15 protein-coding genes and 3 pseudogenes are annotated in these 12618 nt (G+C 32.9%); 3 read left to right on the forward strand and 15 right to left on the reverse strand.

The window, feature by feature from the left end; all coding sequences use genetic code 11:
- Positions 1-130 precede the first annotated feature (130 nt).
- Positions 131-712, reverse strand: coding sequence for a TetR/AcrR family transcriptional regulator (locus MKX37_RS15625; RefSeq protein ID WP_002128128.1), 582 nt, complete (start codon positions 710-712; stop codon positions 131-133).
- 221 nt (positions 713-933) lie between these two features.
- Between MKX37_RS15625 and MKX37_RS15630 the strand changes: the two genes are divergently transcribed.
- Together MKX37_RS15630 and MKX37_RS15635 are read left to right on the forward strand one after the other, a co-directional pair.
- Positions 934-2166 (forward strand): MFS transporter, encoded by a 1233-nt coding sequence (locus MKX37_RS15630; protein ID WP_078422370.1) that lies wholly within the window; start codon positions 934-936, stop codon positions 2164-2166.
- A 131-nt stretch (positions 2167-2297) separates the two neighbouring features.
- Complete coding sequence (locus tag MKX37_RS15635) at positions 2298-2471, forward strand: hypothetical protein (protein WP_176126849.1); 174 nt, start codon at positions 2298-2300, stop codon at positions 2469-2471.
- 153 nt (positions 2472-2624) lie between these two features.
- Here the strand turns inward: MKX37_RS15635 and MKX37_RS15640 are convergent.
- Positions 2625-2876: pseudogene (locus MKX37_RS15640) on the reverse strand (IS1595 family transposase); the annotation flags it as partial.
- A 91-nt stretch (positions 2877-2967) separates the two neighbouring features.
- On the opposite strand from MKX37_RS15640, the pseudogene MKX37_RS15645 reads away from it, so the two are divergent.
- A pseudogene (locus tag MKX37_RS15645) lies at positions 2968-3245 on the forward strand (hypothetical protein); the annotation flags it as partial.
- A 68-nt stretch (positions 3246-3313) separates the two neighbouring features.
- On the opposite strand, the gene MKX37_RS15650 reads toward MKX37_RS15645, so the two are convergent.
- The 13 genes and pseudogenes from MKX37_RS15650 to MKX37_RS15705 all read right to left on the reverse strand — a co-directional run bounded on the left by MKX37_RS15650 (position 3314) and on the right by MKX37_RS15705 (position 12301).
- Entirely contained in the window at positions 3314-3640 is a 327-nt protein-coding gene (locus tag MKX37_RS15650; RefSeq protein ID WP_002013774.1) for a DUF3895 domain-containing protein, read from the reverse strand.
- 722 nt (positions 3641-4362) lie between these two features.
- A complete protein-coding gene (locus tag MKX37_RS15655; RefSeq protein WP_033730810.1) occupies positions 4363-4803 on the reverse strand; it encodes an SMI1/KNR4 family protein in 441 nt (146 codons plus the stop codon).
- Between the two features lie 15 nt (positions 4804-4818).
- On the reverse strand, positions 4819-5259 hold the full coding sequence (locus tag MKX37_RS15660) for an HNH endonuclease (protein WP_241765085.1): 441 nt from the start codon (positions 5257-5259) through the stop codon (positions 4819-4821).
- A 27-nt stretch (positions 5260-5286) separates the two neighbouring features.
- A pseudogene (locus MKX37_RS27475) lies at positions 5287-5400 on the reverse strand (hypothetical protein); the annotation flags it as partial.
- A gap of 659 nt (positions 5401-6059) precedes the next feature.
- Positions 6060-6449, reverse strand: coding sequence for an immunity 22 family protein (locus MKX37_RS15665; RefSeq protein ID WP_033730812.1), 390 nt, complete (start codon positions 6447-6449; stop codon positions 6060-6062).
- Positions 6450-6460: 11 nt separating this feature from the next.
- On the reverse strand, positions 6461-6727 hold the full coding sequence (locus MKX37_RS15670) for a hypothetical protein (RefSeq protein WP_098306338.1): 267 nt from the start codon (positions 6725-6727) through the stop codon (positions 6461-6463).
- A 659-nt stretch (positions 6728-7386) separates the two neighbouring features.
- A complete protein-coding gene (locus MKX37_RS15675) occupies positions 7387-8133 on the reverse strand; it encodes a DUF4261 domain-containing protein (protein ID WP_033730814.1) in 747 nt (248 codons plus the stop codon).
- A gap of 67 nt (positions 8134-8200) precedes the next feature.
- The gene (locus MKX37_RS15680) at positions 8201-8671 is read right to left on the reverse strand and encodes an Imm30 family immunity protein (RefSeq protein ID WP_033730815.1); all 471 of its coding nucleotides are present in this window, start codon (positions 8669-8671) and stop codon (positions 8201-8203) included.
- Between the two features lie 27 nt (positions 8672-8698).
- Entirely contained in the window at positions 8699-10447 is a 1749-nt protein-coding gene (locus tag MKX37_RS15685) for a hypothetical protein (protein WP_241765086.1), read from the reverse strand.
- Between the two features lie 32 nt (positions 10448-10479).
- Positions 10480-10806 carry a hypothetical protein gene (locus MKX37_RS15690; RefSeq protein ID WP_002013799.1) on the reverse strand — a complete coding sequence of 109 codons (327 nt, stop codon included), beginning with the start codon at positions 10804-10806 and terminating at the stop codon, positions 10480-10482.
- Positions 10806-11525, reverse strand: a complete 720-nt coding sequence (locus MKX37_RS15695; RefSeq protein ID WP_033730816.1) for a DUF5081 family protein — start codon at positions 11523-11525, stop codon at positions 10806-10808. Before MKX37_RS15695 ends, MKX37_RS15690 begins: the two co-directional genes overlap by 1 nt.
- A gap of 22 nt (positions 11526-11547) precedes the next feature.
- Positions 11548-11853, reverse strand: coding sequence for a WXG100 family type VII secretion target (locus MKX37_RS15700; protein WP_016091772.1), 306 nt, complete (start codon positions 11851-11853; stop codon positions 11548-11550).
- A gap of 25 nt (positions 11854-11878) precedes the next feature.
- Positions 11879-12301 carry a hypothetical protein gene (locus MKX37_RS15705; protein WP_002137256.1) on the reverse strand — a complete coding sequence of 141 codons (423 nt, stop codon included), beginning with the start codon at positions 12299-12301 and terminating at the stop codon, positions 11879-11881.
- Between the last annotated feature and the right edge of the window lie 317 nt (positions 12302-12618).

Genomic DNA, 12618 nt, shown 5'->3' on the forward strand with positions numbered 1-12618 from the left:
CCTGCTCATATTTACACGAAAATAAAAAGCACTTGTTGCCTTCGTAGACAATTCAGTGCTTAAAGTTAAAAGTTTATAAATAAAAGTGTCTATACTCGACATAGTTGATTGAAATACGATTCTGTTACATTTATTTTAGTAACGATAATATGATACATACCGAATTATCTACAACTGAACGTTCTGGGCGAGATTTCATTAACACCGTTAATCCAATTAATGAAGTGACTAGCGTTTGTGCCAATGCTTTAGCATTTACATCACTTTGCAGTTCTCCAGACTGAATACCTTTGGCGATTAATTCTTGAAATATAACTGAAAGATACATTTGATGTTCTCTAGTCAGCACTTCAAATTTTTCATTATGAGGGGCAATCTCAACCATTGTGTTAATACAAAAACAGCCTTTATTTGATTCTTTTTTATATTCCTCTTCCACCATATTTTCAAAAAATGTACGAATAGCCTCTTTGACAGATCTTTCTTTTTGAAGTTTTGTTCGAATGCTAGCTGCGTGTAAATTCGTGTATCTCCGTAATGCAGCTTCAAATAGCCCTTCTTTATCACCAAATGCCGCATATAAACTCGGTCTTTGTATTTCCATTTTAGCAGTTAGATCACTTAATGAAGTAGCAGCGTATCCTTTCTCCCAAAAAAGTTGCATAGCAGCATCCAAAGCTTTTTCTTTATCAAATTCACGTAGTCGAGCCATTTAACCCCTCCTCTTTTTTCACCTGTTTTCTAAATTATAAATCACGTTTTTATGTACTAATCAGTATATTATATATCGTATTAAATTATAAATGATATGTCAAAAGAAACTGAATTTAATTTACAATTCACTTGACATAGCAACTTATCCCTGATTATATTTGACTTACGAAATAACATACCGTTCGGTACATTATTTTAATAACAAAAGGAGATGATATTATGGATACTAAAGAAAAAATGACAGCTGCTCTTACACAGAATAATGATCAGTTCCAATCACCTATCAATACAATCATGCCCCGCTATATAACTCTATTATTTTCAATAGCTTGCGGGATGGCTGTGGCGAATATATACTTCGCTCATCCTCTACTTGATTCTTTATCAAATGCGTTTAAGATCAACCATTCAACTATTGGTGTCGTTATTACGATTACTCAAGTTTGTTATGCACTCGGATTACTTTTATTAGTTCCACTTGGTGATTTGTTAAACCAAAAAAGACTTATCATTGTTCAAATGCTTTTATCCGTTTTCGCTTTAATTGTGGTCGGAGTCGCTCCTTCAAGTACCGTACTTTTTATAGGTATGGCCTTAGTCGGAATTCTTGCGACTGTTACGCAGACACTCGTCGCATACGCATCCATTTTAGCTAACCCAAAAGACCGTGGGCGAATAGTAGGTTTCGTCACGAGTGGTGTCGTAATAGGAATTCTACTTGCACGTACATTTGCCGGAACATTAACAGATCTAGCGGGATGGCGTTCCGTTTATCTTACCTCTGCTGTACTTATGCTCTTCGTAATTGGTTTGTTATATCGTAATTTACCTAGTCTTGAACATAAAAAAACAGCTATGACCTATCGTAAATTATTACGTTCTGTTCTCTTATTATTTGTAGAAGAAAGGATCTTACGTATTCGCGGAATATTAGCATTGCTTATTTTTACTTCATTCAGTATTTTATGGACTTCATTAGTTTTACCTCTAAGTGTTGCACCATATAATCTATCACATACAGCTATCGGAGCATTTGGTCTTGCTGGAGTTGCTGGTGCATTAGCTGTCACTAAAGCCGGACAACTTGCTGATCGCGGATTCGGAGAGAGAACTACTGGCATAGCCTTATCCTTATTATTACTTTCATGGCTCCTAATTAAATTAATGAACCATTCTCTATTCCTACTAGTTATCGGTGTTATCCTTTTAGATTTAGCTGTGCAAGCTGTACATGTCACCAATCAAAGTATACTTTTCACAGTGCGTCCAGAAGCGAGAAGTCGCCTCACTGCCAGTTACATGATTTTTTATTCTATCGGCAGTGCAACAGGTGCAATTCTTTCCACAAACATTTATGCAAGCTACGGATGGAACGGAGTTTGTATATTAGGTGCATCCGTTAGTGCTTGCGCTCTTTTATTCTGGGCAATGACCTTACGACGATCATCATAAATAAAGGCTGTTTTCTCAAAGATTGTTACTGCTAAAACTAAAAGGCAGATTTAATCTACAAAACGTGTAGAATACTTTGCTATAATCAACCCAGGATATATAATTATGGTTAATCGAAAGGAGGGATAATAATGAAACAAGTAGCTCTCCATCAATTGCACAAAGAGCATAATAAACAAATAGCAGAATTTCATAAAAAACACGAAATTGAAATTCAACGTAGTGAAAATGGGAACGGTTTGTTAGCTAAATGGGAAAGATTTTTTTATAACAAGGTAATTTCCCCTCTAAAGAATGTGAAATAATACCTACCTATTAAATGAATTGTCATCCTTGTACAGTTCATTTTTGTATCGCATTTTAAGTCAAATACGCATTACTCTTTTTTTCTTATTCAACTAAACTACTCCATTAGTTAAATAACAATAAACCACTGAATCTACCTAAAAAGCATCTGATTAATGATGCTTTTTATCTTTTCTTAATGCTTCAACTGTGAAATATTTAGATTTTTGGCAAGCTGAAATAAGTATTTGCTCTATCCAATTTTCAAATGCTAAGTTTTTATGTAACTCAAGCCAACGATATCAGTAGAGGTGACTATCCAAATAATACGTACAAACGCCTTGAAATCGTTCCATCCATCTTTTCAAGCGGCGATGAAAGTTATTAACGTGTTGTATGTGGAATATCCCTTTTTTTACTCGTTGATAGAGAGCAACAATCTATACGAAAACAGCCTAAATAAAAGGAGAATAATTTATTAGTGCATTTTTTAATATACTTTTTTTACAAAACTATAAAATTGTGAAAAATACGATTCAGGATTCTCCAGAACGAACAAAATCCGCTATGAATAATCTTCTAAACACTGTGCGGATTTCATATGCGCCACTACATGAAAAGGCAGTCGAGACTGCAAAAGAAGTTGGTATAGTTGAAGTAAAACGTAACAAGAAAAAAGCAGTTTTCTAAATGCTTACGAAAATATGCATTTAGAACTTGATAGAGAAAGACTCGGTTTCAAACGTAAATATGTAAGATGTAAAAAAACAAAAAGGGGTATCAATCTTTCTTGATTGATACCCCTTTTTACTTTGGTTACTGAACTAGCTCCGTAGAAAACATTCATTTAATTCTGGACAGCTTATATGTTAAAAATTTCTTCATTCAATTTATATACCCTATCTCTTTTCTCATCATTTTTGATAAAAGTAAGCTTTCCTTCTGTAACAAACCCTTCTAATATTAAGCATACTTGTCCAAAGGCTTTAGGCTTATTCGTTGTAAATCTTTCATCTGATATTTTACCAGATCGTATTAATTGTTCGCATAGCTCAAGTGCACTTATTTCTTCAGAATTAAATAATCCCAAAATATCTTTTTGCAAGGGCGATAAAGGTGCTGGGATCTCAGCTACCTCCACTTTCTCTTTTTCTTCTTCAAATAAATCTTCAAATGAAATTTGATTCATTACATCTTTTCCTTTCTAACAACTGATTTGTATAACATGAACTGAATCCTATAGGTACGAGAACTTTAAATATTAGTTATTGTTATGTAGTACTTACCTTATTACATGAATTTCAAACTCATGTACATCATTTCATATAGTATGTTTTGATTATACCAAATATACGTTCTGTCTTCTATTGTAGAATTTTTTATAACAGGTATGAAGGTAATAGTGAACATTTATCTCCCCGTTAGTTGTATACACTATGTAAAAAAAACAGAAAAAGTTTACATAATAAAATTATAGTTTCCTATTAAATTTCTACGCTAAAACGTAAAAAAGCACTTGTTGCTTTTAGTTGACAATCAAGTGGCTTTAAGTTTATCTGTTTTTAAGTAACATTAAATTTGTCAGTTTTATAATAACAGTAGGACACCTTTTATATGTCATGACAACTACTACGTTAAAACTTACGAGTTTCTATCAGTTCGTTAGTTTAATATGCATTCCATGTGTTTTGAAGTATGCACTTTTTAATAGCCTACTCTTTTTTTTCCACTGCAAATACACTTTCTTTTCTATTCATCTACATATATGATTGTTATCTTTAACCAAGCACCACATTTTTTAGCATTCTCATGTATAAAGTATAGTTTTAGCATTTATAAAGTTACTGTAATCCATTTCGTATATTTGCTTAATATCTTAAATTATTAATTACAACATATAAAAGTTGGTAATTAAGGATTCTTCAATCCATTAATAAAATCCTTAAAGCTATCAGCTATTTTATACGTATTTTCTTCTTCACTAGACTGTGGAAAATAAAAAGAGTGATCCCAATAATATACACCATGGTTTTCAGTATCTGTAATAAGTACAATTAACCCTGAACTCGGATCATCTCCTATGATTAAACTGGTCGGTAACATATCTTCTTCAAACTCTTCATAGCATTCACTTAAATCAAAAGTTTTTTTTACACCTATACCATACAAAACATCTAAAGGGATTTCCTGATTTAATTCTTTAACAAAAAATTTACTATACCTAACTTTCGAAGTCCCTCCGTTGTATTCACTTAAAAAATTTTTATAATCTTCCGGAAGTAAAAATCCTAAAAACTCTTCTAATTCTTCAATTGATTCTTCAGTTGCTTTACCAAAAGCATTTAAATTCATTTATTTCACTCCTATTTAATCTTTTAACTTCTTAGCTAATGACATTCCACCCATATGTCGAAATCTTCTGTGCATCTCTTTACTAACTTCTTGCATTGTTGCTAAATCTTGATGATGGTGCCATGTGTTTTCATCTAATTTTGGTCCATTTGGAACTAATTCATCAGCCTTAGCAAAATCAATGTCATATCTATTAAATTCACCTATCGGAACTTCTTGTCTTACCAACCCAGCAGATTTAAAGTCGGGAAAACCTCCAGGATAAGAAACTCGATTTGGAGGAATCTCCCAATCAATATAAGTCCATATTCCTTCCTCACTAATTTCGATTTTCCCACCTTTTTTCTGCCATTTTTCAGGATCTCTAGAATATAAGGGTTTAGTAGATAATTGTTCCTCTGTAAATTTCACTATTTCTGGATTTTCACCCGTACCCTTAACCCCACCACTCTCCAAATTCGAGATCCTACTCTGAATACTCGCCTTTGAGGCATCATGAGCTTCTTTTACGCTTTCACTGAAGTTCGTTCCACCGTATCTACGTACGCTTCCATCAAGTAATACTTCTTCACCTCTAATGAAGGAGAAAGCTATTATTTAAACCTTTTACTAATGTATTTTCAATTATATAATACTAGTAATTTCTGTTAGCCCTAATTCATAAAAATAATTTTTATACACTCAAAGCATACCTATCTATTAAAAAACACTTGTTGCCTTTAGTCGACAATCAAGTGCTTTCAGTTCATATGTTTTTAAGTAGCATAAATTTGTAAGATTTATAAGATCTGTAAGTTTTGTATTAACAGTACGACACCTTTTACATGCCATGACAACTACTAAGTTAAAATTGACGAGCTTGTACGAGTTCTTAGTTTAATATACATTCCATGTGATTATATTCATCGCCTAGTAAAATGTCATATCGCCTAAGCTCGTACTTCGTTTTCTATTCTCTCATTGCACACAGTACTCCATGATGGTACAACCATCGTGGAGTACTTACTTTCAAACACCATATATTTTTTCTATCCACATCAAAAACAAATTCGTTTTCATTCTCTTTTCTTGTCTACCTTAAAATAAAAAGCACTTGTTTCCTTTAGTTGACAATCAAGTGCTTTAAGTTCACATGTTTTCTAAGTTTTTAAGTCACTAGTCACTTTAAGTTTGTATGTACAATTTTGATACTCAGAATATGAAATCTTTTGTATTTCATGACAAATAGTACGTTTAAACTAACGAACTTGTACGAGCTATTTGTATGGTACAGTACCAATAAATTTAATTTCTATATTTTCGGATTCATCTCCACTTTTCGCTTCATTGTATTGAAAATCATAGAGTACAATAACAGAATTAATACTGTATGCTAATTTATCGCCATTTATTAACTCTTTTATTTTTGGGATAATTAGTTCGCTATAAGAAAAATCATTTAAAATATCGTCTACATTATTTTTAGGATTTTCATAAAAACAAATTTCAATGTTATCTTCATCATAATAACCAAATTCAAAGTTTGTTCCAAACTTTGAGTCTATTGAATCTCCATCTTCCGTATATTCTATATCCACATACTCCTCAAGATTTTCAAACGATTTAGAAACTCCAAACCACACTGAAGCCATTCCACTATATTCCATATTATCACTCCTCATTTTTTTAGAGTACCTGGTAATCCTTCTACTCCACCCTTGTATCTATAATGAGACCACATCTGTAACCTTCTTACAAATGTATCATAGTCAAGTGATGTGTCTATTATCTCTAATATTTCATTATGCGCTCGCTTAGAACCCGGCGCACGATGATGTTTCCCTGGTGGATTAATAAACTCAACATCTTTTGTTGGTGTTCTCAATTCTTGGATTTGTTTAGCACTTATCCCCCATCTTTTAAAAGTAGGTGCTCTTGCAATCATTAACCATTCATGTAATTTCCCAGGCGATCTCAATCTTGAAGAAATTACTTTTTTAACTTCAGGATTAGCCCACGCTATCTCTAATTCATCTAAAGTTATATTGTCAAACCACCTAATAAACTCACCGTCTCTTACACTAGGAATATCTTTTGGGTTATAAATATTAGTACGAGATGTAATTTTAACAAAATTATTTTGAATAACCTCCGATTTTCTTTGATTTGGAGTTTGTCTTTTTACTGTAGTTTCACCCGTACCCTATGTTGTAATCTCAAAATAAAAAGTACTCGTTGCCTTTAGTCGACAATCAAGCGCTTTAAGTTTCATCTATTTTTAAGTAGCATTAATTTTGTAAGTTCCAAATAACCGAAGATAAAATTAAAAGGAATGACCCCCACACAATACAAGGGTCATTCCTCATTAACTTCTTCAAATATCTGTTTAACTTTTTGAGTTCTGTCCAAAATACGAGTTTAGGTATTCTCTTTTGTAAACATAAACTGAATAATAGTAACTTTGTTCACTGCATCCAATCTAAATGTACTGCTTACTATCATAAGCACATTAAAAGTATTTAAAGTCATTAAAATTCTTGAGGATTTGGGAACTGATTAAGATAAAAATATTAGCCCCTCAGTAAACTCTTCAATAAAATAACATCATTCATTTTCAGGTCGATGATGACGAACTAAGTTCCACACCCCATATGGATTATAAAATGGATCATCGCCCTCAAACATTGTACAGTTTTCTTGTTTTAATGAATAGACAGGAGATTTTGGGTCTAAACTAAATGTTTCTCCATCATTAATGTTTGGTTTTTCTATAAGATTATATAAACAAAATACTTTAAACAATTTCTCAACTTCAGTCCCAGTTAGACCTTCAGATGTTGTTATAACATCAGGATAACCAAAACTTTTCATCCCAGTAGTGTAAAAAGTATTATTTTCACGAGACATTTGGATAAACGCAGTAAATACTCTTGTAATTTCTTTACTACTTGTTATGTCCAACCAATCATTCTTTGTACGAGCTCTTCCAGAAGATTCAACATTTACCGCAGTTCCACCTGCATGTAATACGGCACTAGCAACCTCCATGATTTTTATCGCCTTATCTAAAGAACCGCCTTCACCAATAATATAAACAATACTTTTATGTTTTTTCAGATTGTTTATATCTTCTTTACTAAATGATCCATTTCCTGCTATTTCAAAAGCTTCAGCCACATAATGATTGTAATTACTCATGTCTACTTCAAAAAATTCTTCTGGATTTTCAAGGTTTCCAATATGGTTTCCCATATATATATAACCATTACCATTTCTAGCCATAGCCTCTTTAAATTCATTCCTATTTCCCCAAAATCCAGGTACTCCCAAAATAATCTTTGGTAATTCCACCATAATATCACCTATTATCTCAATTATTATTTTAAATATCTATTATCTCTTCAAACTCTTTTTTATTTTAGTTTAATTTCTCTAAGATTGAATTAACTTTTTTTAAATATAAATCTGGATCATCCTCTTTTATCTCAAGAAGAATTCCCTTAATTATTTGTTTTGTTGAGCTATTTATATTTTCTAATGCATTAATATAAGATACTACTAAACCTTTGGAATTTAAAAGTGTCCGATGAATTCTTTCCGCCCAGAATTCTGCATGAGGTAACATTTTAGGAATACTAATAGCTAATTTGTATAGTCCTTCCTCCACTCCGGAATGTTCAACAATATAAAATATCGTTTCAATAAGGTAATCACCAGCTGATGGCTCAGCAATATCATCCTCAAAAATCGTACAAAGATAAGGGATTATATTATTTGTTCCTCTATGTGATAATTCGTTGAGAATATTTTCAAACTCCTCAATATTATCTCCTTCATTCTCTAGAAAACGCATTTTGTATAAAATAGAAATATCCTCTTTAAATTCCATTGTGCTCTCCTTCCTTTCTATCGACTGTTACTTTGGCTTGTCAAATATCTTCAAATCATTATGCTCATATTTTTTATAGTAATCAATATATTCTTTAAGCTTCTCTTTATTTTCTTTGTTATATAATCCATCTTCTTTCATAATTCGCCTTAAATCATTAATATCAAACGCTAGAGAATCACGTGGCTTCAAAGACATATATAAATCAAAATCCTCTGACCTTGTTCTTTGACTCAATCCATATGTAAAAGTTCTCCTATGCCTTCCACCTTGTCCTGGATGAGGATGCTCTAAGAACATCGCATAACTATCTTTAGTTTTAATCTCAAACTCTTCTTGCATATATTTATTAGACGGCATATGGTGACCTGTTATATCGTCTCCTTTTACATTCGGCAATCTTCCAAACTTTCCGTGATTCAACTCATTTGGAAGCAATTCAGTACTTGTTTGTGGTATATTTTGTCTCTTATCATCCACAAATCTTTTATAACGTTCTTTAAGCCGTACTTTCAATTCATCATAATCAATTTTACCCGTATCCTTACTAGCAAGAGAAGCCTCTACACCCTTAATCTTATCATCTATAATCTTATTACTTTCTGTATGATGCTTATTCACCCAGCTTTGGAAATCTGCACCACCTTGTTTAGATATTAGTAAGCCATTTCCGTCAACTTCAAAACTTGCCGATTTGGCTGTCCTATCATCTATGCTTTTGGCTATTTTTTCGCCAAGTTGATACATCTTTTCATTTCCGGATTTTTCCATTTTAAGGCTCGTTAGTTTCAAACGGTCAAGCATAATAGCTTTATTATCACGCAATGATTGTACCACATTTTTACCCAAATTTGGATTGAAACCAGGGATTCCTTCTTTGAATTTTAATAATTTCGCTAAATCAGCTAATTCATTCGTGCCTTTGAATGCTTTTACTCCTTTTCCTACCGCTCCAACAACTGGGATTGCATCTAATCCGCCAAAAATGATGTTTCCTACCCGCTCTTCTTGGCTCAATTTCCTGTGTGTTCCCCAGTCTTCTCCGTCAATACCGCTTTTTATTTGTACAGCGCCGTATACTACTGCGGCAGCGGCCCCGAGTGGTGGGCAAAGGATTGTTGCGATGATGATTCCTCCGCCTATTGCTATGTCACGTATCATTTCTAGTTTTTTCTGTTCATCTTCTATCGATTTGTATTCAAATCCTCGTGTGGATGGGACTACTTTCTTGTATTCTTCATAATCTAGCTTTGCATCTGGATTTTGTTTTTTTAGTTCTTTGTATTCCCCTCTCAGTACGTTATCAAATGCAGGTGAATCTTTAAAAATATCTTCTACTGTTATTTTATCTTTTTTCGTCTGTATTGTTTGTGGTATACTTCCGTACCCTGCGTGCGCATCTGGTAATACTGTCGTTGTTGTAGAGCCAATTCGGTTATTTGTTTCGAAACTGAGAATAGATGTATCTCTCATTTTTTGAGCGAATTTATCCATTTCTACTAAAAAAGGTTTATCTATATGTTCAGAGACTACTCGCCCTGCTTCTCCGCAATATTTTTGTAATGTCGAATAGCTATCAAGTAATTCTCCGATTTTTTGCGATTGATCTTTTGGGTTAAAATGTATACTACCATCCGAATCTGAATCTCGTATTCTTCCATCAATTCTTTTTAATAATTCATTTGCGTCCCGTAATTTCATGAGAGCATCTTTTGTAATTCGATTCATACCATCTCCCATGTCTTGCCATGGTTCAGGTCTATATTTCACATCCATTTCGTTTTCATCCCCCAGCCGTATGGTGATTTCTACAACTTACTTAATCTTTCACGTAATTGTTCGTCCTTTTCAAGCATTTCCACGCATACATTTCCTACAACTTTCGCCGATCTAGAATAGTGTTCAGCCAATTCAAGTGTTTTATGTAATATATCAGGATATTTTTCAATTACTCTCATCGCTTCACCTTTTTGATAAAAATCACAGCTTAGTAAACTCTCAATATTCGTTCCAATGACGTCTACATGGATTGTATATATGTTTTCTAACTTCATTACTATATCAAGTAGTTCTTGAAAATTAACTAATACTTCTTCTCCACCACTAGAACCGCCATCTCCCATTGATACTTGCATTATTCAATACCTCCTAACGAGAATTGTCTCGGGTCAATTAATTTTTTATACGGCATTTTTAACACGTCATACAATTTCTTATTAACCGCATAGAGGCTCACCCAGTCATATCGATTACGATCTACATCTATTTGAACGAAATCTTCTCCTTCAGTGAAATATAAGAAACATTCCCATTTTCCTCCTCTATTACTCCGAGGCCTCGTATACGTTTCCATCGCTATAACGTCTTTATTTGATAAATCTTTTTCCTCAAATGTTTGTTGTTCTGTTTCTGTCATTCTCTTTGAGAAAAATGTATCTTCTATTTCCCTCGGTTCTCTCAACAAGAAAGGGATGCGTGTTAATAATGAAAAATATACGTCTGGCTTTGGTATGTAGTCGATCTCGTATTTTTTATTTAGCTCTACTTCTGTTAATACAGCCACTCGATCTTTATCATGTTTCAAAAAACCAATTAATACATTATTAATTCTCGTGTATTCATGACAATTTTCATATTCCTTTAATAGCTCAATAATTTGAAAAGCTGCAGGGGTAATTCCATTTTCGCTTGTAAGTAAGCCTTTTTCTTTTAAACTCGTAGTTGCTTTTGTGACACATTCTTCATCAAGTAAAATAATTACGTCACGGTTTGGCAATCCAAATATATCCGTAACCCCAGCTGCACCTGCGAGAACATATAATTCAGCAGGTGCAAAATTCATTTCTTTTCCCATTCTTTTATCCCTCATTTCTCCATCACAACTGTTTTATCGCCCTTACTTCCGGTCTATCTCCGTACGTCTGAATACTTTTATCTAACTCTTTCAAAGCTTTCGTATGTCCTTCAAATGCCTCTACCATTTCTGAGTTATATTGAATGATTAAATCTAGATAACTTAAAAAGGCATCTCTCGTTTTTCCATTCCAGTTCGCACATGTAACGTATGCTTTTAAGTTTTTCGCTTCGTTTAAAGAATCCTTCATACCATTTTCAATATTTTGCGCGTAAGAAATGGCACTTGCAGTGTTACTTCCTATAATTTCAACCTCTTTACCACTCATGTGGGTTCCCCCATTCTTTATATGTTTAATGGATAAGATTTTCAATTTCCTTTTTCTTTTCTTCAAAAGCCTTGGTCGCTGCATTGTATGCGGACGCTTTCTCCGCTTCTGCTTTCGCTTTATATTCCAAATACTTTGCATAAGCTGTACCTATCGCAGATCCAACATCGCTTAATGCACTTTTAAAATAGGATAGTACTGTATTTAATTCTTCATCCTTTTCATGACGTTTTTGTTCAAATTCAACTGCCGGAATTTTATTAGCTTCTAAGCCATTACTTTTACTCTCATAATCTCTCCTCGCTGATTCAGCATCTTGAATGAATCGTTTTAACTCTCTTTCTTGATCTTTTAAATAATCATGTAATTTATCATACTGATCTCGTTTCCTCGCGCTTTCTGTAAAACCCGATGCATTTAAAAAAGCATTATATAATTCATCTAACATCTTTCTCCCCCTTTATTACAATAACTATGTAGTTAAATTCGTATATTTAAACATGAATATTCATTACATTGAGAATTTATAAATAATTATTTTTGCATATTGCTATTCTATCAAAGGGGTTTTAACATTTCCATATTTTATAAAAAGGTTTCGCATTTTTCTTCAATTAAATAGCAATGAATATTTATTATCTAAAAATTATAGTTTTATATAGATTATTGGAATTTTATCCACATTAAGTGAATTAATTACAAATGATCATCATTTACATGTTATAATTACGATGTGTACATTTAGCTGTATTAGCTGTATTAGAT

The organism is Bacillus sp. FSL R5-0709, from assembly GCF_038004785.1.
Taxonomy (GTDB): Bacteria; Bacillota; Bacilli; order Bacillales; family Bacillaceae_G; genus Bacillus_A; species Bacillus_A mycoides.

Bases quoted from the DNA above. Each gene is read 5' to 3' on its own strand.
- MKX37_RS15625 (WP_002128128.1), bottom strand. From the start codon at position 712: ATGGCTCGACTACGTGAATTTGATAAAGAAAAAGCTTTGGATGCTGCT.
- MKX37_RS15630 (WP_078422370.1), top strand. From the start codon at position 934: ATGGATACTAAAGAAAAAATGACAGCTGCTCTTACACAGAATAATGAT.
- MKX37_RS15635 (WP_176126849.1), top strand. From the start codon at position 2,298: ATGAAACAAGTAGCTCTCCATCAATTGCACAAAGAGCATAATAAACAA.
- MKX37_RS15650 (WP_002013774.1), bottom strand. From the start codon at position 3,640: ATGAATCAAATTTCATTTGAAGATTTATTTGAAGAAGAAAAAGAGAAA.
- MKX37_RS15655 (WP_033730810.1), bottom strand. From the start codon at position 4,803: ATGAATTTAAATGCTTTTGGTAAAGCAACTGAAGAATCAATTGAAGAA.
- MKX37_RS15665 (WP_033730812.1), bottom strand. From the start codon at position 6,449: ATGGAATATAGTGGAATGGCTTCAGTGTGGTTTGGAGTTTCTAAATCG.
- MKX37_RS15670 (WP_098306338.1), bottom strand. From the start codon at position 6,727: ATGATTGCAAGAGCACCTACTTTTAAAAGATGGGGGATAAGTGCTAAA.
- MKX37_RS15680 (WP_033730815.1), bottom strand. From the start codon at position 8,671: ATGGAATTTAAAGAGGATATTTCTATTTTATACAAAATGCGTTTTCTA.
- MKX37_RS15685 (WP_241765086.1), bottom strand. From the start codon at position 10,447: ATGGATGTGAAATATAGACCTGAACCATGGCAAGACATGGGAGATGGT.
- MKX37_RS15690 (WP_002013799.1), bottom strand. From the start codon at position 10,806: ATGCAAGTATCAATGGGAGATGGCGGTTCTAGTGGTGGAGAAGAAGTA.
- MKX37_RS15695 (WP_033730816.1), bottom strand. From the start codon at position 11,525: ATGGGAAAAGAAATGAATTTTGCACCTGCTGAATTATATGTTCTCGCA.
- MKX37_RS15700 (WP_016091772.1), bottom strand. From the start codon at position 11,853: ATGAGTGGTAAAGAGGTTGAAATTATAGGAAGTAACACTGCAAGTGCC.
- MKX37_RS15705 (WP_002137256.1), bottom strand. From the start codon at position 12,301: ATGTTAGATGAATTATATAATGCTTTTTTAAATGCATCGGGTTTTACA.